Annotated in this window: 21 protein-coding genes; 10 read left to right on the top strand and 11 right to left on the bottom strand. The window is 69.2% G+C overall.

Annotated features, from left to right (window positions below):
* Positions 1-178 precede the first annotated feature (178 nt).
* The 4 genes from O6P37_RS02480 (at position 179) to O6P37_RS02465 (ending at position 4,580) form a co-directional block, all read left to right on the top strand.
* Positions 179-397, top strand: coding sequence for a hypothetical protein (locus O6P37_RS02480; RefSeq protein ID WP_269892570.1), 219 nt, complete (start codon positions 179-181; stop codon positions 395-397).
* Positions 394-2,529, top strand: a complete 2,136-nt coding sequence (locus O6P37_RS02475) for an Rv1355c family protein (protein ID WP_408633091.1) — start codon at positions 394-396, stop codon at positions 2,527-2,529. The genes O6P37_RS02480 and O6P37_RS02475 overlap by 4 nt, the downstream gene beginning before the upstream one ends.
* Before the next feature lie 210 nt (positions 2,530-2,739).
* Entirely contained in the window at positions 2,740-3,738 is a 999-nt protein-coding gene (locus O6P37_RS02470) for a GNAT family N-acetyltransferase (RefSeq protein ID WP_269892569.1), read from the top strand.
* Positions 3,735-4,580, top strand: coding sequence for a shikimate 5-dehydrogenase (locus O6P37_RS02465; protein ID WP_269892568.1), 846 nt, complete (start codon positions 3,735-3,737; stop codon positions 4,578-4,580). The genes O6P37_RS02470 and O6P37_RS02465 overlap by 4 nt, the downstream gene beginning before the upstream one ends.
* A 3-nt stretch (positions 4,581-4,583) precedes the next feature.
* Here the strand turns inward: O6P37_RS02465 and O6P37_RS02460 are convergent, their stop codons facing one another.
* Positions 4,584-5,288 carry an LpqN/LpqT family lipoprotein gene (locus O6P37_RS02460; RefSeq protein WP_269892567.1) on the bottom strand — a complete coding sequence of 235 codons (705 nt, stop codon included), beginning with the start codon at positions 5,286-5,288 and terminating at the stop codon, positions 4,584-4,586.
* A gap of 382 nt (positions 5,289-5,670) precedes the next feature.
* On the opposite strand from O6P37_RS02460, the gene O6P37_RS02455 reads away from it, so the two are divergent.
* Positions 5,671-7,299, top strand: coding sequence for a PE-PPE domain-containing protein (locus tag O6P37_RS02455; protein WP_269892566.1), 1,629 nt, complete (start codon positions 5,671-5,673; stop codon positions 7,297-7,299).
* Between the two features lies 1 nt (position 7,300).
* Here O6P37_RS02455 and O6P37_RS02450 read toward each other — a convergent pair whose 3' ends face one another.
* Entirely contained in the window at positions 7,301-7,582 is a 282-nt protein-coding gene (locus tag O6P37_RS02450) for a hypothetical protein (protein ID WP_269892565.1), read from the bottom strand.
* Positions 7,583-7,705: 123 nt separating this feature from the next.
* Between O6P37_RS02450 and O6P37_RS02445 the strand changes: the two genes are divergently transcribed.
* Together O6P37_RS02445 and O6P37_RS02440 are read left to right on the top strand one after the other, a co-directional pair.
* On the top strand, positions 7,706-8,365 hold the full coding sequence (locus O6P37_RS02445; RefSeq protein WP_269892564.1) for a DUF5642 family protein: 660 nt from the start codon (positions 7,706-7,708) through the stop codon (positions 8,363-8,365).
* 28 nt (positions 8,366-8,393) lie between these two features.
* Positions 8,394-9,044: a DUF5642 family protein gene (locus O6P37_RS02440; RefSeq protein WP_269892563.1), complete on the top strand. Its 651-nt coding sequence runs from the start codon at positions 8,394-8,396 to the stop codon at positions 9,042-9,044.
* A gap of 4 nt (positions 9,045-9,048) precedes the next feature.
* Here O6P37_RS02440 and O6P37_RS02435 read toward each other — a convergent pair whose 3' ends face one another.
* Both O6P37_RS02435 and soxR read right to left on the bottom strand, forming a co-directional pair.
* Positions 9,049-9,645, bottom strand: a complete 597-nt coding sequence (locus O6P37_RS02435; RefSeq protein WP_269892562.1) for an alpha-ketoglutarate-dependent dioxygenase AlkB — start codon at positions 9,643-9,645, stop codon at positions 9,049-9,051.
* A 33-nt stretch (positions 9,646-9,678) separates the two neighbouring features.
* Positions 9,679-10,110: a redox-sensitive transcriptional activator SoxR gene (gene soxR, locus O6P37_RS02430; RefSeq protein WP_269892561.1), complete on the bottom strand. Its 432-nt coding sequence runs from the start codon at positions 10,108-10,110 to the stop codon at positions 9,679-9,681.
* A gap of 45 nt (positions 10,111-10,155) precedes the next feature.
* Here soxR and arcA point away from each other — a divergent pair, with 45 nt between their 5' ends.
* Complete coding sequence (gene arcA / locus O6P37_RS02425) at positions 10,156-11,364, top strand: arginine deiminase (RefSeq protein WP_308214600.1); 1,209 nt, start codon at positions 10,156-10,158, stop codon at positions 11,362-11,364.
* Between the two features lie 40 nt (positions 11,365-11,404).
* Here the strand turns inward: arcA and O6P37_RS02420 are convergent, their stop codons facing one another.
* Both O6P37_RS02420 and O6P37_RS02415 read right to left on the bottom strand, forming a co-directional pair.
* On the bottom strand, positions 11,405-12,274 hold the full coding sequence (locus O6P37_RS02420; RefSeq protein ID WP_269892560.1) for a hypothetical protein: 870 nt from the start codon (positions 12,272-12,274) through the stop codon (positions 11,405-11,407).
* Between the two features lie 110 nt (positions 12,275-12,384).
* Positions 12,385-13,926, bottom strand: a complete 1,542-nt coding sequence (locus tag O6P37_RS02415; protein ID WP_269892559.1) for a dolichyl-phosphate-mannose--protein mannosyltransferase — start codon at positions 13,924-13,926, stop codon at positions 12,385-12,387.
* A 24-nt stretch (positions 13,927-13,950) separates the two neighbouring features.
* Here O6P37_RS02415 and rsmI point away from each other — a divergent pair, with 24 nt between their 5' ends.
* Positions 13,951-14,790: a 16S rRNA (cytidine(1402)-2'-O)-methyltransferase gene (gene rsmI, locus O6P37_RS02410; RefSeq protein WP_269892558.1), complete on the top strand. Its 840-nt coding sequence runs from the start codon at positions 13,951-13,953 to the stop codon at positions 14,788-14,790.
* Here rsmI and O6P37_RS02405 read toward each other — a convergent pair.
* The 5 genes from O6P37_RS02405 to metG form a co-directional block, all read right to left on the bottom strand.
* The gene (locus O6P37_RS02405) at positions 14,760-15,998 is read right to left on the bottom strand and encodes an aminodeoxychorismate synthase component I (RefSeq protein ID WP_269892557.1); all 1,239 of its coding nucleotides are present in this window, start codon (positions 15,996-15,998) and stop codon (positions 14,760-14,762) included. The two genes, rsmI and O6P37_RS02405, sit on opposite strands and share 31 nt — an antisense overlap.
* A gap of 19 nt (positions 15,999-16,017) precedes the next feature.
* The gene (locus O6P37_RS02400) at positions 16,018-16,920 is read right to left on the bottom strand and encodes an RNA polymerase sigma-70 factor (protein ID WP_269892556.1); all 903 of its coding nucleotides are present in this window, start codon (positions 16,918-16,920) and stop codon (positions 16,018-16,020) included.
* Positions 16,917-18,089 (bottom strand): NAD(P)/FAD-dependent oxidoreductase, encoded by a 1,173-nt coding sequence (locus O6P37_RS02395; protein ID WP_269892555.1) that lies wholly within the window; start codon positions 18,087-18,089, stop codon positions 16,917-16,919. Before O6P37_RS02395 ends, O6P37_RS02400 begins: the two co-directional genes overlap by 4 nt.
* A 107-nt stretch (positions 18,090-18,196) precedes the next feature.
* Positions 18,197-19,558: an NADP-specific glutamate dehydrogenase gene (gene gdhA, locus O6P37_RS02390; RefSeq protein ID WP_269892554.1), complete on the bottom strand. Its 1,362-nt coding sequence runs from the start codon at positions 19,556-19,558 to the stop codon at positions 18,197-18,199.
* Positions 19,555-21,096 carry a methionine--tRNA ligase gene (gene metG, locus O6P37_RS02385; RefSeq protein ID WP_269892553.1) on the bottom strand — a complete coding sequence of 514 codons (1,542 nt, stop codon included), beginning with the start codon at positions 21,094-21,096 and terminating at the stop codon, positions 19,555-19,557. Before metG ends, gdhA begins: the two co-directional genes overlap by 4 nt.
* Here metG and O6P37_RS02380 point away from each other — a divergent pair.
* Positions 21,089-21,964: a TatD family hydrolase gene (locus tag O6P37_RS02380; RefSeq protein ID WP_408633090.1), complete on the top strand. Its 876-nt coding sequence runs from the start codon at positions 21,089-21,091 to the stop codon at positions 21,962-21,964. The genes metG and O6P37_RS02380 overlap by 8 nt on opposite strands.
* Positions 21,965-22,013: the final 49 nt, after the last annotated feature.

Here is a 22,013-nt window from a genome sequence, read left to right as displayed (position 1 = left end):
ACGGGGGACATCGCGAACGGGGGACATATTGACGCGTGTCTCGAATCGTTGAAACTAGAAGAATTAGTCCTGCTAAGCTCAGTGTCGGGTCATCTCTCGTCGCTCCGGCCCCGGAGTCTCGGATCCGTCCTCCCGCATATGATCGTTATGCGTTCCGGTGTCGAAGGAGAGGGCCGGGGTGGGTTATCAGTCCGCGGCGCGGCTGGCGTCGCTGCCGCCTGTGCCCGGCGACCACTTCGCCATGCTGAAAGCGGCTCTCGGGCCGGCGATCTACATCCGGCGCGTCGAGGTCACGTCGCTGGACGGTGACTTCCGGGTGGCCGTGCCGCTCACCATGGTCGCCGACGGCCACATCAGGGCCAGGGTCCGGCGCCGTGAGCCCGGGGCGTACCGGTGAGCGTCGACGACGACGGCCTCAACATCTACGCCGCCCATCTCCTCGACCCCGACGACTCCGCCGAACGGGCGATGCTCGACCGGCTGCGCGCGGACCCCCGCATCGAGTTCCTCGACCGGCGCCGAGAGCAGCTCGACGACCTGCACCGGCTGCGGCGTGCGCCCGATGCGGCACTGCTCGACGAGCCCGGCCGGTGGGCGTACTTCCCGTGGCGGCGCAGCGTCGTCGCCGTGCTGGGACCGAAGGCCTTCCGCGCTGTCCGGCTCGACCGCAACCGCAACATGATCACCGCCGCGGAGCAGCAGCGGCTCGGCGCACTGCGCATCGGTGTGGCAGGACTCAGCGTCGGCCACGTCATCGCCCACACGCTCGCCGCACAGGGGCTCTGCGGGCAGCTGAGACTTGCCGACTTCGACGGGCTCGAGCTTTCCAACCTCAACCGGGTGCCCGCCACGGTGCTCGACCTCGGGGTGAACAAGGCCCACGTCGCGGCCCGCCGGATCGCCGAGGTCGACCCGTACCTTCCGGTCCGCGTCTTCGAGGCGGGGCTCACCTCCGAGACCGTCGACGAGTTCCTCGACGGGCTGGACATCGTTGTCGAGGAGTGCGATTCGCTGGACATGAAGGCGGTGCTCCGGCTCGGCGCACGGGCGCGCGGAATTCCGGTGGTGATGGCCACCAGCGACCGCGGACTTATCGACATCGAGCGGTTCGACCTCGAACCGGACCGCCCGATCCTGCACGGACTGCTCGGCGAACTCGACGTGTCGCTGCTGCCGGGCATGAGCAGCCGCGACAAGGTCCCGCACATGCTGCGCCACCTCGAGGCGTCGCGGTTGTCGTCGCGCACTGCGGCGTCGCTGGTCGAGGTGGACCGGTCGATCTCCACCTGGCCGCAGCTCGCCGGCGACGTGGCGCTGGGCGCGACGGCGCTGGCCGAGGCGGTACGCCGGATCGGGCTCGGCGAGGAACTGCGGTCCGGACGAGTGCGCATCGACGTGAGCGGCGCGCTCGACCGGCTCGCCGAACCCGAGATGGCCCGCCGGGCCCCCGAGCCGCCGCCCGAGCAGGGCGACGCCGACCTGCCCGGCCTGACCGGTGTGCTCGCCGCCGCCGCGATCCGCGCGCCGTCCGGCGGGAACGTGCAGCCGTGGCGCATCGATGCCACACCCGAGGCGCTCACGATACGTGTTGCGCCAGATCGCACTTCGGCAATGGACGTCGGATACCGGGGCAGTGCCGTCGCGCTGGGAGCCGCGCTCTTCAACGCCAGGGTCGCGGCCGCAGCGCACGACGTACTCGGCCCCGTCACCATGACCGAGAACACCGACGGGGTACCGCTGCAGGCGACGCTACGGCTGGGCCGCCACAGCGACGCCGTCCTCGCGGCGCTGTACCGGCCCATGCTCGCCCGCGAAAGCAACCGGCACCACGGGACCCCCGAACCCCTCCACCCCGCCACCGCTGAGGCGCTCCACGCGACCGCCACACGCCATGGCGCGGGCCTGCGCCTGCTCACCAGCGACACCGAACTCGCCGGTGCGGCAGACATTCTCGAGGCTGCGGACCGGACCCGTTATCTGACGCCGCGGCTGCACGCCGAGATGATCTCCGAGCTCCGCTGGCCGGGCGACCCGGACTTCGACGACGGCATCGACGTGCGGAGCCTCGAGATGGACGCCGGCGACCTCGCCATCCTCGACATCCTCCGGCGGCCCGAGGTGATGGCGCATCTCGCGGACTGGGAGGCGGGCAGCGCACTCGGCGAGGACACCCATGACCGGGTGCGGGCGAGCTGCGCGCTGGCGGTGGTGACCGTGGCGGGCGATGCCCTGCGCGACTACGCCGCAGGAGGGGAGGCGGTCGAAGCGGTGTGGATCGCCGCGCAGGCGCACGGGCTCGGCGTGCAGCCGGTCTCGCCGGTGTTCCTCTACGCCCGCTCCGATGAGGAACTGCGCGACCTCTCACCACGGTTCGCCGAGGAGCTCGCCGGCCTCGCGTCCGACTTCGCGCGGCTCGCAGGCACCGGCCCGGATGACGTCATCGCCCTGATCCTGCGACTGGCCGCCACAGGTCCGGCATCGGTACGCAGCAGGCGCAGCCTCGACCGCGTTCGGGCCCTGTCCCGGTGAAAACGCTGTCGTAAGCGAACGTGTGTACGAGACCTGTTGGGGCAGCTCGATCCCCGGTGACTCGATGGCGGCCCTGTTGGCCGCGGGTGCGGTGCCAGTCCACCACACGGATACCGTGGACAACGGTCGGCTCTCCGAGGGCTGACCGCGACCGTCGCGGCGATCGCCACGGTGGTTGCCGGTCGGAGGGGCAGGCCGTAGCCTCGGGGCGTGGCCGGTGCGACAGCCGTCCGCGTAGACGAACTCGCGGCACTGGAATTCTTTGCCGGCTGCCCCATTGACGCTCTGGCGCCGCTGGCGGCCCAGTTGCGGCCGCTGACCGCCACGCCAGGTCAGATCCTCATGCGCCAGGGTGAGCAGGCGGTGTCCTTCCTGCTGATCGGCTCCGGCCGCGCTCAGGTCACCCATGCGGCCGCCGACACACACCCTCTCGTCGTCGACGTCGCGCCCGGCATGATCGTCGGCGAGATCGCGCTGCTGCGGAACACCCCGCGCACGGCGACGGTGGTGGCGATCGATCAACTCACCGGCTGGGTGGGTGGCCACGAGGCGTTCACCACGATGCTGGACCTGCCGCCGATGATGGCCAAGCTGGTGCGTATCGCACGGCAGCGGCTGGCGGCCTTCACCGACCCGATCCCGGTGCGGGTGCGCGACGGCACCGAACTCTTCCTACGGCCGGTGCTGCCCGGCGACAACGAGCGCACCATCAACGGCCCGGTCGAGTTCTCCAGCGAGACGCTCTACCGGCGGTTCCAGTCGGTGCGGAAACCCACGGTGGCGCTGATGGCGTACCTGTTCGAGGTGGACTATCTCGACCATTTCGTGTGGGTGATGACCGACGGCGCCGACGGGCCGGTGGTCGCCGACGCCCGATTCGTTCGTGACGAGCTCGATCCCACCACCGCCGAGGTCGCGTTCACCGTCGGAGACGCCTATCAGGGACGCGGGATCGGCACATTCCTGATGGAGGCGCTCGCCGTGTCCGCGGCGTACGACGGTGTGCAACGGTTCTCCGCGCGCGTGCTGTCGGACAATTTCCCCATGCGCAAGATCCTCGACCGCTTCGGCGCGTTCTGGCACCGTGAGGACCTCGGCGTCGTCACCACCGTCGTCGCCGTCCCCGACGCGTCCCGGCTCTCGCTGAAACCGCGGCTGGTCGAACAGATCCGCGACGTCACCCGCCAGGTGATCCGGGCCGTCGGATGACCGGCGCCGCACGAAGACCACCGCTGAGCAAGGACACCCGGCTGTGCATCTCGCTGGCCGGCAGGCCCAGCAACATCGGCACCCGGTTCCACAACCATCTCTACGACGTGCTCGGACTCGATTTCCTCTACAAGGCGTTCACCACCACCGACATCGCTGCCGCCATCGGTGGCGTGCGCGCCCTCGGCATCCGCGGTTGCTCGGTGTCGATGCCGTTCAAACAAGACGTGCTGGCGCTCGTCGACGAGGTGGAACCCTCGGCCCGGGCGATCAACGCGGTGAACACCATCGTCAACGACGTCACGGTGTCCGGCGGACGCCTCACCGCGTCGAACACCGACTACCTGGCGGTGCAGCGGCTGATCGCCGAGCATGGGCTCGACCCGGCGGCCCCGGTGCTGATCCGCGGCAGCGGCGGCATGGCCGCGGCCGTCGGAACCGCCTTCCGCGACGCGGGTTTCCGCACCGGCACCATCGTGGCGCGCAACCGCACCACCGGCGCCGAACTGGCGGACCGGCTCGGCTACGACTACGCCGGCGACGTCGGGTCACGCACCGCCGCGGTGATCGTCAACGTGACACCCGTCGGCATGGCAGGCGGCCCGCAGGAACGCGACAGTGCCTTCGACACCGCGACGATCGCGCGGGCCGAGACGGTGTTCGACGTGGTGGCGATGCCGTCGGAGACACCGCTCATCATTGCCGCCCGCGACGCCGGGGTGCCGGTCATCACCGGCGCCGAGGTGATCGCGCTGCAGGCTGCCGAGCAGTTCGAGCGCTACACCGGCGTCCGGCCGACGCCCGGGCAGATCGCCGATGCGTCGGCGATCTCCCGCGCGTGACCGTCAGGGGGTGATGGTGGTCTGCTCGTCGATGAGGTTCATCGCGTCCATCATCGGGCCCTGCTGGCCTTCCGGGCCGTCGGCGTTGAGTTGCAGGACGTACATGCCGTCCTGCCCGGGGATCACGACGGTCTTCTGACCGATCAGCCGCGTGGCGCCGTCCTTGACGTAGGTGCCGCTCAGCTGCCACGCCTCGAAGCCACTCATCGTGCTGGCCTGCCCGTCGGAGCCGTCCCAGCCGTCGAGGTTCTTCAGCTCGTTCGGCGCGAATTCGATGACCTTGGCCGGGTCCACGTTGCCGGTCAGCTTCGACATCAGCGCGATGACGCTCGGCGGGTCGCCTGCCGCAACGGGATCGGCGAACACGATTGCGCCCCAAGCCCATTCCGGCGCGTTCGGGCCGGCGTCCTCCCACCCGGGAGGGATGGGCAGGTCGAGAGCCGGCGAGCCGGGATCGCCGCGGTGGATCGGCGTCTCGACGATCTGGTTCTCCTTGATGTAGTCGACGATCGTGTAATTGGCGCCGTCGGCCGGCGCGGGCGAGGTCTCCGGAGCGGCCTTGGTCGTCTCGGATTTCGAAGGCGCCTTCGACGAGGTCTCCTTGGACGCACTCGGCTCGGTGGCGGTGTCGGACCCGCACCCGACCAGTGCCAGACCGAGGGTCACCGCCGCGATGGCTACGCCACTCGCGCGCCGTGAATTCTTCATGAGTTCTCCCGTCAATCTTGATGTCGGCAAGAGCCTACGGCTGGCAAATGCCCGACGAATGCTGAATCGCCGGCAGGTTAGCCGACGGCGATGGGAACTCGATTGGAGACTTCCGGCGCGTCCGCCGCCGGGCCCGCCCCGTCTGAACCGATTCCGAAAATCGGCAACTGTTCGCTTGCTGTGGCTGGTGGCGGGCGGTGCGGTATTTCCGACGGAAAGTACTTACTGCCGGTTGCCCGAAAACTTCGACGATGTCCGTTGGCAACCTGAGAATCCGATGAGAAACTAGGTTTGCCCAGCACGAAACGGCTGTCGATTGACTCCGGTGTCATTACTGGGCTCCGGGGAAATCATTGCTGGTACTTCATGGGGGCACTCGCGTATGCGCACAACACTTCGTTCGCTGGGACTGGCCGGGGGAGCCGTCGCGGCGGCGGTCACATTCGGTTTGGCTTCACCTCTGCCGTCGATGGTCCAACTGCTGGCCACCACCGCACTCATCATGGGCGGCACCGAACACCCGCTGGTGCAGTCCAACCACGACGGCGTCAGCAATGATCCGTTGACCGCTGACGAGCAGTGGGTGAGGGACTACCTCGACGCGATGCAGGACAACTACCTCGAACCGACCGAAGGCGACCGAGACGCCGAATCGAACGAACCGTACCGCCTGGTGGCCGTCTACACGCCCGAGGAATTCTTCCCGGTCGTCGGCTCGAAGACCTTCGACGACTCGGTGGCCGAGGGTGCGGACAACCTCGACGGCTGCATGACCACCGGCTGCGACTCGCATGTGGTGACCGAGCCCGACCCAGGCGTCAACGACGAGTGGGTGATCGTCGGCTACTCGCAGAGTGCCCGCATCGCGTCGATGGAGAAGCAACGGCTGATCGACGAGTACCGCGACGAGTGGATCGCCGGTGATGAGACTGAGGACATCTCGTTCCTGCTCCTGTCGAACCCCAACCGTCCCAACGGCGGTGTGCTCATGCGGTTCCACGGGCTGTCGATCCCGTTCCTCGGCGTCACCATGGACGGCGCAACGCCGACCGACAGCTGTGTCGGCGACACCTGCCATCTGCCGACCGTCGACGTGGCGCAGCAGTACGACGCCCTCGGCGGCGACTTCCCGCTCTACCCGCTCAACCTGCTGGCGACGCTGAACTCACTCGCCGCCTATCTGATGCTGCACGGCGACATGCCGTATGCCGGCATGGACGAAGTCGATGAGGACCAGGGGCAGTTCGGAGACACCCACTACTACATGGTCGGCGCCGACATCCTGCCGCTGCTGATGCCGCTCGAGCAGCTCGGTGTGCCGCGCGCGCTGTTACGGGTCATCGACGCGCCGCTGCGCGTGCTCATCGAGACGGCCTACCGTCGCGACATCAGCCCGGGAGAGCCGGTGCCGGCACAGCTGGTGCCCGTGATCAATCCGGTCTCGCTGTTGGTCAACCTGCTCGCCTCGATCCCCGTCGGCATCGACGACGGTATCGAGGAGGCCACCGGCGAGCGGCCGCTCGGCACGCAACCGGCCGGGATCTACGGCGTCGGTGGCGAGGACGAGGATCTCGAGGGTGCGCCGGTAGGGTTCATCCCGCTGGGCAAGCCCGATCCCACGACGTCCACGGAGGTCGAGCCGGCCGAAACCGGTTCGCTGACAGCGGGTACCGAGATCGCCGGCGACGAGCCGCCGACCGCGCAGTCAGCCCTTCCCGCGGCCGCGAGCACGCCGGAGACTCCGAAGCCGGAAGTGCCGAAGGCCGAGGAGGAGCCGCGGTCGAACGGCAATCTGCACACGTTCTTCCGGGAGCGCGACAACACCGGCGACGAGCAGGAGAATCCCAAGCCGCGCTCGGAGCGCCGCCCGGGAAGTCATCTGCGGAACTTCGTGAAACGGCTGACAGGTCAGCGTCCGGAACGCTCGAATACCGGCACCGCACCTGAGTCCGGCGACGCAAAGACCGACGATCCGTCGAAGTCTGCGGACAACAAGGACGCCGCGGCCTGAGTCAGCACTTCGCGGTGAGCAGCAACGTGGCCGACTCGCCGTGGCCCCCGGTGCTCATCGGCTGTGTCGGGCCCCCGCCGGGTTGCACGGCGGCCACCGAGCACTGGTCCAGCGGTAGATCGCCGACCTTGTCCACCACCACTCGGTAGCCACTGCGCTCGAGCACCGCGGCCGTCTCCTCGGCCGACCCGACACCGGCCGGTGCGGCCGACGCGGTGGGCGCCCCGAGTGCCAGCGCGGCCATCGTCCCGCCCACGATCGCGGCGAGGTACAACTTTTTCATTTTGTCATGCCTTTCGAGTTCTGATCTTGTAAACGTGGATTCAATCGAATTGATTCCGAACGAATTTGAGGGCGCAGGCGTGCTCGGCCGTTTCAAGCGGGTGCGCTGTGGTATCAACGGCGCGTGCGCCTCTACGCGGCCGTCGCACCGACGGTGCTGTGTCTGGCGGCCTGTGCCGCGCCGGCCGAGGCGCCACCTGCGGCCATCGCCTCGTCCACCCCGACGGTCGGCGTGGTCAACCCGGCACGGGTCGACCGGGTCCGGGCCGAACTGCCCGCCGGCTACGAGGTGGCCGATCTCACCGACCGCCCGGCTCCGGTGGCGCTGTGGGGTTTCGGCCCCGGGTGGATCGCCGATCCGCCGCAGTGCGGTGCGTTGGCCGATCCTGCGCTCGACGCCGCCTCGCTGAGGGGATGGTCGGCATCGGGTGGCGGCGGCATCATCTACACCTTCGCGGCGGACGGCGCGGTGGCGCCGGATCCGGCGCTCGTCGACGGATGCACACGGTGGACGCTGACGGCGGGACCCACCTCGGGCACGGTCAGCCGCGTCAACGCGCCGGCTGTCGACGGCGCCGCCACCCTCGCCATGGCCGCCGACGTGGTCACCACCGTCGAGGGCGGCACCGCAACGCGCTCACACGCCGATACGAGTTACGCGTTCGTCGACGGTCACGTGGTGGTGGTCGCCGTGGTGACCGATCCGGGTTCGATCCAGACTCCGCTCGACGCGGGCTTCGCGGCGGCCCTCCTGACGAAAACCGTGGCGGCGTTGCGGGGTTGACCGCCCGGCGGCGGGTAGATTGACGCCGATGCTGCTTCTGAGGGCGACGACCGTCGCCGGCCTCGCCGTGCTGCTCGCCGCATGCGGATCCGACGAGCCGACCGCGGACATCAACCGGATCGACCAGGTCGGGTCGAGTTTCGGACCGGAGTTCAAGGTGACGAACGTGCCGTCGAGCGGCATCGACCCGAAGCTGCTCGCGCCCCAGAAGCTGCCCGCGGGCATCGCCTTCACACCGCCGGACTGCGCCGAGTTCGCCGAGGGTCAGCTGCTGCCCGAGGGGCTCAAGGGCAACATGGCCGCCACCTTCGCCGAGGGTGAGGGCAACCGCTTCATCGCGATGGCCGTTGAGACCTCCGAGCCGGTGCCGTCGGCGGACCCCGGGGAGAACTGCAAGAAGGTCGAGTTCGCGGGTGGGCAGTTCCGCGGGCTGGCCGAGGCCGTCGACGTCCCGCAGATCGAGGGCGTGACGACACGGGGCACCCACCGCGTGCTGCAGACGATCGTCGACAGGCAGCCGCGCACGGGGGAGCTGTACAACTACGTCGCCAGCTTCGACGACTACCTGGTGATCGTCACCGCGAACCCGTTGGTGGTGCCCGGCAAACCGGTTGCGCCGGTGAACACGCAGCGGGCCCGCGACCTGCTGACCGCGGCGGTCGCCGCCGTCCGCGGGTGAGTGCTCACCGCACGTCTTGCGGGCGGAACTGGATGCTGATACGCGGTCCCGTCGGCCTCGTGGTCTTCGGCACCGCGTGCTCCCAGGTCCGCTGACACGACCCGCCCATCACCAGCAGGTCGCCGTGATGGTGATGCAGCCGCAGTGACCGTCCGCCGCCGCGGGGACGCAGCGCGAACACCCGGGTGGCGCCGAGGCCGACGATGGCGACCATCGTGTCCTGGCTGCTGCTGCGGCCGATGGTGTCGCCGTGCCAGGCGACGCTGTCGTTGCCGTCGCGGTACAGGCACAGCCCCGCCGTGGTGAACTGTTCGCCGAGCTCGCCGCCGTAGGTGTCGTTGAGGCGCCGGCGCAGCTGCTTGAGCCGCGGGTGCGGCACCGGCCCGTCGATCAGGTTGTGGAAGCTGACCAGCCGGGGGACGTCGAGCACCCGGTCGTACATCTGGCGGCGCTCCGCACGCCACGGCACGGTGTCGAGGAGTTCGTCGAAGAGGCTGTCGGCGTCGGTCAACCAGCCGGATCGCACGTCGAGCCAGGCGCCGTTTCCGAGCTGGCGGCGTTCGGCGTGCTCGAACAGCGAGTCCTGAAGAGCCACCTCCATGTTCGCGAGTGTATCGCACACCCGTTCGAAATCTTAGAGTCGAACGGCGCCGGGTCCCTGTTCGGCCAGCACATCGCCGGGATTGGACAGGATGCAGGTCTTGAGGCTGAGGCAGCCGCAGCCGATGCACCCGGCCAGGTTGTCGCGCAGTCGCTCCAGGTGCAGGATGCGGTCGTCGATGTCCTGGCGCCAGCCCGCCGAGAGTCTGGCCCAGTCCTTGCTGGTGGGGACGCGGTCGGTGGGCAGCGTCCGCAGCGCGTCCCGGATGCGGGCGAGTGGGATGCCCAGGCGCTGCGACATCCGGATGAACGCGACGCGCCGCAGCGTCTCACGCGCGTAGCGCCGCTGGTTGCCTGACGTTCGCCGGCTCTGGATCAGGCCTTCACGCTCGTAGAAGTGCAAAGCCGACACCGCAACGCCGCTGCGCTCGGCCATCTCGCCCGGTGTCAACTCGTGCGTGTCCACACCTGAACAATAGTTGAGGTGACGTTTGGCGCTACGGTGCTAGATGTGACCGGCACCGTGTTGGGCTCCGATTCCGAGGTCGGTCCGCTGCGTGTCGTCATCCTGCACCGCCCCGGCGCGGAACTGCAGCGGCTCACACCGCGCAACAACGACGCACTCCTGTTCGACGGGCTGCCGTGGGTGGCCAAGGCGCAGCAGGAGCACGATGCGTTCGCCGACCTGCTGCGGTCGCGCGGCGTGGAGGTGCTGCTGCTGGCCGAACTCCTGTCCGAGGCGCTGGTCAGCGGAGCGGCCCGGATGCACGGCATCGCGGCGGCGGTCGACCCGCGACGGCTGGGCATCCCGCTGGCGCACGAACTGTCGGCGTATCTGCGCACACTCGAACCGGCGGCGCTGGCGCATGTGCTGATGGCGGGGATGACGTTCAACGAGTTGCCGCTGGCCGGCGGTGAGTTCTCGCTCGTGCGCCGCATGCATCACGGCGGTGACTTCGTCATCGACCCGCTGCCCAATCTGCTGTTCACCCGCGACTCGTCGTTCTGGATAGGCCCGCGGGTGGCGATCACGTCGCTGGCGCTGCCGGCGCGGGTGCGCGAGACGTCGCTCACCGACCTCATCTACGCGCATCATCCGCGGTTCCTCGGGGTGCGACGGGCCTACGAGTCGCGCTCGGCGCCGGTCGAGGGCGGCGACGTGCTGCTGCTGGCGAAGGGCGTGGTCGCCGTCGGCGTGGGGGAGCGGACCACACCGGCCGGCGCGGAAGCCTTGGCGCGCAGCCTGTTCGACGACGACCTCGCGCACACCGTGCTGGCGGTGCCGATCGCGCAGGAGCGCGCGCAGATGCATCTCGACACGGTGTGCACGATGGTCGACGTCGACGCCGTCGTGATGTATCCCAACATCAAGGACACGCTGTCGGCGTTCACGATCCACCGCAACGGCAGCGGCGGGGTGCGGATCGACGACGCCGCGCCGTTCGTCACCGCCGCCGCCGCGGCCATGGGCATCGAGCGGTTGCGGGTGATCGACACCGGCCTCGACCCGGTGACGGCCGAGCGTGAGCAGTGGGACGACGGCAACAACACCCTCGCCGTCGCCCCCGGCGTGCTCGTCGCCTACGAACGCAACGTCGAAACCAATGCGCGCCTTGGCGACTCGGGCATCGAGGTGCTGTCGATCGCGGCGTCCGAGCTGGGCACCGGCCGCGGCGGCCCGCGCTGCATGTCGTGTCCGGCGGCGCGCGACCCGCTTTAGCGCAGGCGCGCGTCTTGTCGCGAGATAGCACTCCTGGTCGCTATGCGGGCGCTTTCACTGCCATGGATTCTCGTTCGCGAAGCGTCCACGCGTATCGCACTCGCGCGAGAACATCCGCCGGCCGGTCCTCGGCGATGACCTTGACGTGCAGCCACCCCAGGCGGAGCAGTCGCCTGAGGCGCCGTTCGTCCCATACGTAGCGGCCGCGATCCTTGCGATGCTGATCGCCGTCATACTCCACCGCGATCATCACGTCCTGCCAACCCATGTCGAGATAAGCGAACGGCTCGCTGTAGTCGTCGAACACGGGGATCTGCGTCGTTGGTCGCGGATAGCCGGCGTCGATGAGCAACAGCCGCAGCCAGGTCTCCTTCGGTGACTGTGCACCGGCATCCATGAGGTCTGCCGCTGTGCGCAACGCTCGAGTACCGCGGGCGCCGGCGTAACGATTCGCGAGCGACAACACCTCAGCCGGTCCGATTCCGGTCGCGGATGCCAGCGCGTCAAGGTGGGCGACGGCCTTGCCCCGATGCAGGTGACGGCCCAGGTCGAATGCCGTCCTCGCCGGGGTCGCGACCCGAATGCCGTCGACGATCATGACTTCGTCCGGTGAATACCGCTCCCGTCTGGTGACGATGCCGAACGGACGGTGGTTGTTGCTACACAGCAGTTCGACGGGTTCGACGTCGTCAACCCATTTCGCACCGTGCAGCGCCGCCGCGGCTCTGCCCGTGACCACGGCTCGACGCCGGGCCCACAGGTAGGCGGCATGCGCCTTGACGGCCATCGTGATCTCGGCATCGCGCGGAACATAGACATCGGGGTAGATGATGCGGTGGTTCCATCGCAGTCGGCCTCTCGATATGACTCCCGCTGCCACTGCCTCTGAGCCGAGGATCGCTTCCCCCACACTGTCGAATCATGGTCGACGTGACGGTCCGTTCGCGAGTGAGAACACACGGCTGTGGATAACGTCGTCGAATCGCGACCATGGGTGCTATTTCGGCGCCAACGAAACCGCTAGCGCCAGCTGGGCAGCCAGATCTGCATGTTCCACGTCGACTGCGAGATCGGAATCCCGGTCAGGATCGGATACATCCACGCGAAGTTCGTGATGACGAGCGCCACGTAGATGCTCACCACCAGCAGCCCCAGCGTTCGCCGCTCGGCGTTCTGGCGGGGCTTGTGCAGGATGTCGCCGAGGATCATCGCGATGGCCAGCACGAGGAACGGCGCCATCACCGCGGCGTAGAAGAAGTACATCTGCCGGTCGATGTCGGCGAACCACGGCAGGAAGCCCGCCGAGTAGCCCACCAGGATCACCGCGTAGCGCCAGTCCCGTTTGACGAACGCCCGCCACACCGACCAGCCGAGCACCGGTACCGCGATGAACCACATCGCGGGCGTGCCGACCAGCATCACGGCCTTGACGCACGATTGCGCGCCGCAGCCCGCCACGTCCTGGTTGTCGATCGCATAGAGCACGGGCCGCAACGACATCGGCCACGCCCACGGCTTGGACTCCCACGGATGGTGGTTGCCGTCGGCGTTGGTGAGTCCGGAGTGGAACCGGTACGCGGCATGCGTGTAGTACCAGAGCGACCGCAGCGCATCCGGTATCGGCAGCACGCTGTCCTCGCCGATGGCCTGCCCCACCTGATGCCGGTTCACCCCGGTCTCCGAGGCGAACCACGGTGTGTACGAAGCCAGATAGACGCCGAACGGAATCAGCACCATCGCGTACACCGACGGTCCGAGGTCGCGGCGCAGCGCGCCCCGCCACGGCCGCCGCACCCGGTACTGCCTGCGCGCCGCGATGTCGAACGCCAGCGTCATCACGCCGAAGAACATCACGAAGTACAGGCCCGACCACTTGGTCGCGCAGGCCAACCCGAGCAGTACCCCGGCGCCGAACCGCCACCACCGCACGCCGAGCCGTGGGCCCCACGCCGTCTCACCGATCCGGCCCTCGAGCATCGCGATGTGCATCCGCTCACGCACCTGGTCGCGGTCGACGATCAGGCAGCCGAACGCCGCCACCACGAACACCACCAGGAACCCGTCGAGCAGCGCCGTCCGGGACGCCACGAAGCTCACCCCGTCGGCGATCAGCAACAGCCCGGCGATACCGCCGACGATCGTCGACCGGCTGATGCGCCGCCCGATCCGGGCCACCAGCAGCACCACGATCACACCGCACACCGCGCCGGAGAACCGCCAGCCCAGGCCGTTGTAGCCGAACAGCGCCTCACCGATCGCGATCAGTTGTTTGCCGACCGGCGGGTGCACCACCAGTCCGTAGCCGGGGTTGTCCTCGATGCCGTGGTTGTGCAGCATCTGCCACGCCTGCGGCGCATAGTGCTTCTCGTCGAAGATCGGGGTGCCCGCGTCGGTGGGTGAGCCGAGGTTGAGGAACCTCGTCACCGCGGCCAGCGCCGTGACCACGGCGGTCATCGCCCACCCTGACAGCCGGTCCAGCGGACCGAAGTCCGCGGGCGGTGCCAATGGCGCCGGACTGATGACGGGGACCGCGCGCGGCGCTTCGGTGGCGGGGGCGGTCACGACAGCGATCGTAGGCTGTCGGCTGTGACGAATCCTGGTCGACTACTGCTCGGCGCCACGCCCCTGGGTTTGCCCACGGATGCGTCCGCCCGCCTGATCACCGCATTGAGCAGCGTCGACATCGTCGCGGCCGAGGACACCCGGCGGGTGCGCGCTCTCGCCCAGGCGCTCGAGGTCCGGATCGCCGGCAAGGTGGTCAGCCTGTTCGACCAGAACGAGGCGACGCGCATCCCCGGTCTGCTCGACGCCATCCGCTCCGGGGCGACGGTGCTGGTGGTCAGCGACGCGGGTATGCCGCTGATCAACGATCCCGGATACCGGCTGGTCTCGGCCTGTGTCGACGCCGGTCTGCCGGTGAGCTGCCTGCCCGGGCCGTCGGCGGTGACGACGGCGCTCGCGGTGTCCGGGTTGCCCTCCGACCGGTTCTGCTTCGAGGGATTCGCCCCGCGCAAGCACGCCGCGCGGGTGTCCTGGTTCGCCGCCCTGGCCGCCGAACCGCGCACCTGCGTGTTCTTCGAGTCGCCGCGGCGCCTGGCCGTCACCCTGCGCGATGCGGCCGAGGCGCTCGGCGGGCAGCGCCGCGCCGTGGTGTGCCGGGAGCTGACCAAGACCCACGAGGAGATCGTCCGCGGGTCGCTGAGTGAGCTCACCGACTGGGCGGAGGACGGTGTGCTCGGCGAGATCACCGTGGTGCTGGCTGGGGCGGTGCCGCAGGCCGACGAGGCGACGCTCGTGGCGGAGGTGACCGCACTCGTCGACGAGGGGATGCGGGTGAAGGACGCTTGTGCAAAGGTGGTCGCGGCGCACCCGGGGTCGCCGTCGCGCCGCGAGCTCTACGACGCGGTGCTGCGCTCGCGGGAGTGATCGGGGTCGACGATCGATGCTGCCTTGTGCAGGCATTCGTCCCACTCGCGGTCCGGGTCGGAGTCGGCGGTGATGCCGCCGCCGACCCCGAGCACCGCGTGTCCCGCGGCGTCGATCTCCACGGTCCGGATCGCCACGTTGAGTTCGCACCCGCCCACCGGTGATGCCAGACCGATTGTGCCGCAGTAGATGCCGCGCCGATGCGGCTCCCACGACCGCAGCAGCCCGCGCGCCCGCTCCTTCGGTGTGCCGGTCACCGACGCCGGCGGGAACGTGGCGTTCAGCAGCGCCGCCATCGGCACGTCGGGACCGACCTGCGCCGAGACCGTGGACACCAGATGCCACACCCCGGGCGCCGGTCGGACGGACAGCAGATCCGGCACGGTGACGGTGCCGATGTCGGCGACCCGTCCGAGGTCGTTGCGGACCAGGTCGACGATCATGATGTTCTCGGCGACATCCTTCACCGACGACAGCAGCGCGGCGGGGTCGGCGGTGCGCGGGAGTGTGCCCTTGATCGGGCTCGACGTCACCGTCGTCCCGTGCCGGCGCAGGAACAACTCGGGCGAGAAGGACGCCACGGCGCCCCACTCGCCCGCCAGGTACGCCGCCCGCGCGGGCTGAGTGCGCGTCACGGTGTCGACGAAGAAATCCATTGGACCGCCGCGCAACCGGCCGGCGAACCGGGTGCACACGCACGCCTGGTACACCTCGCCCGCGGCGATCGCCTCGAGGCAGGCGAGCACACCGGTGCGGTGGGTCTCGCGGTCGGGCGACTGCCACCCGATGTCGGCGCCTGCTGCCGCGGCGGGGCGGTGCAATCCGTCGATGATCCACTCGGGAAGCGCTGTCCCGGAGAGACTCTCGTACCACCACGCGCCGTCGATGTCCTGGCGGAGCACACAGTCGGACCAGCCGCCGGCCGCCTCGGGGATCCGCGCACCGAGCCCGTCCGCGCCCGGGTCGGGATAGGACAGGTAGCCGAACCAGCCGCCGCCGACCGTCGAATCGTCACCCGCCGCGACGTCGAACACCGAATCGGCCGCCACCGGCTGCACGTCGACGCTCGGCGCGATCACCGCGCGCGAGCCGAACCAGTCGCCGATCAGTGCGGCCGGAGGTGGCAGGCCGCGGCGGGTGGCGGCGCCGGCGACGGCGGCCAGCACCGTGGGCGCGTCGCCGAGGTCGCCGAGCCGCTCGATCCGCACCCGTGAAGCCTGACAGAAGCTAGCGGCTGATCTCCCGGCGGATGTCGACACCGGCCAGCTTGTCCGGGTTGCGCATCGCGTAGAAGTTCGTGATCCGGCCGTCGACGATCTCGACGGTGATCACGCCTTCGAAGCTGTCGCCGAGGTAGAGCCGCAGCGCGGGGGCGTTGTTGTACATGGCCGGTTCGATGCGGCCGCCCTCGCCGGCCTGCCGGACCAGCCCCATGACGAGCTTCGCGACACGCTCGGCGCCCGCAACGGGTCGTCTTGCCGCGGAACGCTTCCCGTCGCTGTCGGCGGTCCAGACGACGTCGGGGGCCAGCATCGCCATCAGGTCGTCGAGGTCGCCGCTGGCGGCTGCCGCGAAGAACCGGGTGGTGAGCGCTTCCGACGTCCTCGAGTCGACGGGCTCGAACCGTTTGCGCCGCGACTGCACGTGCTCCCGGGCGCGGTGCGCCATCTGGCGCACCGCCACCGTGGACTTGCCAACGGCCGAGGCGATCTCGTCGTGGTCGAAGCCGAACACCTCCCGCAGCACGAACACCGCGCGTTCGTCGGGGCTCAATGTCTCGAGCACCACCAGCATCGCCATCGAGACCGACTCGGCGAGGACGACGTCGGCGGCCGGGTCCCGGGTGTCCAGCAGCAGGGGTTCGGGCAGCCACGGCCCGACGTAGTCCTCGCGTCGGCGTGACTGCGATCGCAGGGCGTTGAGGGCCTGCCGGGTGACGAGCTGGGCGAGGTAGGCCTTGGTGTCGCGCACCGTGTCCAGGTCCACCTCGGCCCAGCGCAGGTAGCTCTCCTGCAGCACGTCATCGGATTCCGTTGCGCTGCCCAGCATCTCGTAGGCGATGGTGAACAGCAGCGGTCGCAGCAACGTGAATCGTTCGGCGTGCTCCGAAGCACCCGGCGAGGCCGTCACGGGAGCGCTACCGCCTCGGCGAGCCGTCGCTGCCGCTTGCCGCCCTTGAGCCAGAAGTAGCTACCCGGCTTGCGCGCTTCCCGGGCCAGGAAGGCGACCGTGCCCTTGCACACCGCTTCCTTGATCGACGCCGCCACGCGCCCGCCGACGTACAACGGCATCACCCTGTCGTCGAGGTGGGCGAGCTGGATGAGCCCCGCATTGCGGCCCATGCTGATGCACTGTCCGGTGAACGCCTGGTTGAGCACCGCGGGTTCGGTGCCGGCGATCCGGCTCAACACCGTGTTGGCGGCCTGTGCGCCGAGCGGGATCGCCGCCTGGCAGCTCATCCGCAGCGGGACGTCGGACGGTGCCGACGCGTCACCGGCGGCGACGATGTGGGCGTCGTCGACGCTGGTCAACGTCTCGTCGGTGAGCAGCCGCCCGATCGGGTCGGTGGTCAGGCCGCTGCGTGCGGCGAGATCGGGCACCGCGAAACCGGCGGTCCAGATGGTGACGGCGCTCTGCAGTTCCCGACCGTCGGCCAGTGTGACCGCAGCAGGACCGACCGCCGTCACCACCGCACCGGGTCCGTCCAGCACGCGGACGCCGAGCTTGGCGAACCGCTTGGCCGCGGCCCGCCGGCCCGCCGTGCTCAGGTAGGGACCGAGCACGCTGCCGCACACCAGGGTGACGCGGCGGCCCTCCTCGGCGAGTTCGGCGGCGACCTCGATACCCGTCGGTCCCGCGCCCACGACGACGATCGGCGCGTCGGCGGCGGCGCCTGCGACAGCGGCGCGCAGGGGTTCGGCGTGCTCGAACTCCGAGATCGGGAACGCGTGCTCGGCGGCGCCTGGCACCGTCGCGGCGGCGCCGGTGCTGCCGACCGCGTAGATCAGGTAGTCGTAGTCGAGCGTGTCGCCGGAACCAAGTTCGACCCGCCGGTTCGCGGCGTCGATCCGGGTTGCCGAATCCACGACGAGCCTGATGCCCGCGCCGAGAATGCTCTGGTAGTCCACGACGGAGTCGTCGGAACCGGTGACGACCTGGTGCAGCCGGATCCGCTCCACGAAGTTCGGCCGGGGGTTGATCAGGGTCACATCGACGGTTTCGTCGAGTCGCAGGTGGTTGGCGGCCATCACGCCGGCGTAACCGCCGCCGACCACGACCACCCTGTGCTGTTCGGTCATCTCACACTCCTCGGTTCATCCGGCGTTGCGATCGAGCCGGGTTGCCTTGGAGACACCGCACACGCCGGGAGTGTGACAGGCGCTGGTAGAGTTGTGGCGCAGATCACTCAGATGACGCCGAGCGCCAGCATCGCGTCGGCCACCTGGATGAACCCGGCGATGTTGGCGCCGTCGACGTAATTCCCCGGCCTGCCGTAATCGTCGGCGGTGTGCAGACAGCGGTCGTGGATGCGCCGCATGATCTGCGCGAGGCGCTCTTCGGTGTCCTCGAACAACCAGGCCTCGCGGGAGGCGTTCTGCTGCATCTCCAGCGCGCTGGTGGCCACGCCGCCCGCGTTGACGGCCTTGCCCGGCGCGAAGGTGACACCGGCCTCGGCGAAGGCCTCAACGGCCTTCGGTGTGCACGGCATGTTCGCGCCCTCGGCGATGATCTGGCAGCCGTTCCCGATCAGCGCGGCGGCGCCGTCGGCGTCGAGTTCGTTCTGCGTGGCGCACGGCAGCGCGATGTCGCACGGCACCTCCCAGATCGGCGAGTCGCTGACATATCGAGCGGTGTCCGAACGCTTCTCGGCGTACTCGGAGATGCGGCCACGGCGCACCTCCTTGATCTCCTTGAGCAGCTCCAGATCGATGCCGCCGGGCTCGACCACATACCCGCCGGAGTCCGAGCAGGCGACGACGGTCCCACCGAGCTGATGCACCTTCTCGATCGCGTAGATGGCCACATTGCCCGATCCCGACACCACGACCTTCTTGCCGTCGAACGACTCGCCTCTGGCGGCGAGCACCTCGGTGACGAAGAAGGCCGCGCCGTAGCCGGTGGCCTCCGTGCGGACCTGTGAACCGCCCCAGGTCAGCCCCTTGCCGGTGAGCACGCCGGATTCGTAGCGGTTGGTGATCCGCTTGTATTGGCCGAACAGGAAGCCGATCTCGCGGGTGCCGACGCCGATGTCGCCGGCCGGGACGTCGGTGTGCTCGCCGAGGTGGCGGTAGAGCTCGGTCATGAACGATTGGCAGAAGCGCATGACCTCGTTGACCGAACGGCCTTTGGGGTCGAAGTCCGAGCCGCCTTTGGCGCCGCCGATCGGCATGCCCGTCAGCGAGTTCTTGAAGATCTGCTCGAAGCCGAGGAACTTGACGATGCCCAGGTACACCGACGGGTGGAAGCGCAGGCCGCCCTTGTACGGACCGAGGGCCGAGTTGAACTCCACCCGGAAGCCCCGGTTGAGGCGGACGGCGCCCTCGTCGTCGACCCACGGCACCCGGAAGATGACCTGACGCTCCGGCTCGCAGAGCCGGCGGATCACCGCGGCGTCGGCGTACTCGGGATGCTTGGCGACCACCGGCCGCAGGCTCTCGAGCACCTCGTACACGGCCTGGTGGAACTCCGTCTCACCGGGGTTGCGTCCGGTGACCTCGTCGTAGATCTTCTGCAGGGACTCCTCGAGCCCTTCGTGAGGTCTGCTCACCTGTCCTCCACCTGGTAGCGCGGGAACACCCCCTGGGGTGCAGGCAGCTGGGTACCCGAAACGAGGCGATTCTCGATCGCGGTGAAGTCGCGCCGGTCCGCGGGCTGGCCGAGCAGGTCGAGCAGCGCGCCGGACGCCGTCGGCATCACCGGCTGGCTGAGCAGCGCCGCGATCCGTACCACCTCGAGCGTCGTGTAGAGCACGGTCTTGAAGCGCTGCTCGTCACTCTTGCGCAGCACCCACGGCTCCTGGGCGGAGAAGTACCTGTTGGCCGCGGCGAGCACCGACCAGATCGCCTCCAGCCCCAGGTGCAGGGCCTGCCCGTCGTAGTGCTCCCGCACCCGGTCCAGCAGTGCGCCCGCCGCGTCGAGCAGTGCGGTGTCCTCCGGGGTGAATGCGCCGGGTTCGGGCACGGCGCCGTCGAGGTTCTTGGCCACCATCGACAGCGAGCGCTGCGCCAGGTTGCCCAGCTCGTTGGCGAGGTCGGCGTTGATCCGGGCGATGATCCCTTCCTCGGTGTAGTTGCCGTCCTGCCCGAACGGCACCTCCCGCAGCAGGAAGTAGCGCACCTGGTCGACGCCGAACGTGTTGACGAGTGCGACCGGGTCCACGACGTTGCCGACCGACTTGCTCATCTTCTCGCCGCCGCTGAGCAGGTGGCCGTGGGCGAACACCCGGCGCGGCAGTTCGATCCCGGCCGACATCAGGAACGCCGGCCAGTAGACGGTGTGGAACCGGATGATGTCCTTGCCGATCATGTGCAGGTCGGCCGGCCAGTACTTCTCGAACGCCTCGGAGCCGGTGTCGGGAAAGCCGACGCCGGTCAGATAGTTGGTGAGCGCGTCGACCCACACGTACATGACGTGGTCGGGGTGGCCGGGCACCGGAACTCCCCAGTCGAAGGTGGTGCGCGAGATGGACAGGTCTCGCAGGCCGCCGGAGACGAAGCTGACCACCTCGTTGCGCCGTACGTCGGGCCCGATGAACTCGGGGTGGGCCTCGTAATGGGCCAGCAACCGGTCGGCGTAGGCCGACAGCCGGAAGAAGTAGGTCTCCTCCTCGGTCCAGGTCAGCGGTGCGCCGGTCTCGGTGGCGATCCGGGTGCCGTCGTCGCGGACCGTGGTCTCGCCCTCGGTGAAGAACCGTTCGTCGCGCACCGAGTACCAGCCGGAGTACGCGTCGAGGTAGATGTCACCCGCCGCGTCCATCCGGTTCCAGATGTCGACCGAGGCCTCGATGTGGTCGGGATCGGTGGTGCGGATGAACCGGTCGAAGGAGATGTCGAGCTTCTCGTAGAGGCGCTGGAACACGTCGGAGTTGCGCCGGGCGAAGTCGGGCGTGGGGAGACCCTCGCGGGTGGCGGTCTCGGCCATCTTCAGGCCGTGTTCGTCGGTGCCGGTGAGGAAGCGGACGTCGAAGCCGTCGAGCCGTTTGAAGCGGGCGATGGCGTCGGTGGCGATCTTCTCGTACGCGTGTCCGATGTGCGGTGCGCCGTTCGGGTAGTCGATCGCCGTGGTGATGTAGAACGGGATGCTCATTTGGACACAACCTTATGGTGTTGCGGTGAGTAGTAAGCGCTCAGCCGGGCGGGAGGCGCCGCCGCCGCCGGAACCCCTGACCCCGCTGATCGACGCGCACACCCATCTCGACGCCTGCGGTGCCCAGGACGCCGACGACGTGCGCGCGATCGTGGACCGGGCCGAGGCCGTCGGCGTGCAGACCGTTGTCACCATCGCCGATGATCTGGCCTCGGCGCGCTGGGCGACCCGGGCCGCCGAGTGGGATCCGCGGGTGTACGCCGCCGTCGCCCTGCACCCGACGCGCGCGAACGCACTCACCGATGACGCCAGGGCGGAGCTCGAACGCCTCGCGGCGCATCCGCGGGTGGTGTCCGTCGGCGAGACCGGCATGGATCTGTACTGGCCGGGCCGGCTCGAGGGCTGCGCCACGCCCGCCGAGCAACGCGAGGCCTTCGCCTGGCACATCGACCTCGCCAAGCGCATCGGCAAGCCGCTGATGATCCACAATCGCGACGCCGACGCCGAGGTGCTCGACGTGCTGCGCGCCGAGGGCGCCCCGGACACCGTGATCTTCCACTGCTTCTCGTCCGACGCTGCGATGGCGCGGGCCTGCGTCGATGCGGGCTGGCTGATCAGCCTGTCGGGGACCGTCAGCTTCCGCAATGCGCACGCGCTTCGCGAGGCCGTTCCGTTGATCCCGGCCGAACAGCTGCTCATCGAGACGGACGCCCCGTTCCTCACCCCTCACCCGTTCCGGGGTGCGCCGAACGAGCCATACTGTCTGCCGTACACCGTGCGTGCGCTCGCCGAAGTCGTCGGGCGCCCGGCCGAACAACTCGCCGGCGAAACCACGGCGAACGCGAGAAGGGCCTACCGCGTGGCCTAAGTTGCCGCCAGGACACCTTTTCGTTACCGTCTTGTGATCCAGTACGGCT

The organism is Mycobacterium hippophais (genome assembly GCF_027529605.1).
Taxonomy (GTDB): domain Bacteria; phylum Actinomycetota; class Actinomycetes; order Mycobacteriales; family Mycobacteriaceae; genus Mycobacterium; species Mycobacterium arseniciresistens.
This window is presented reverse-complemented; position numbering and strand designations above follow the sequence as displayed.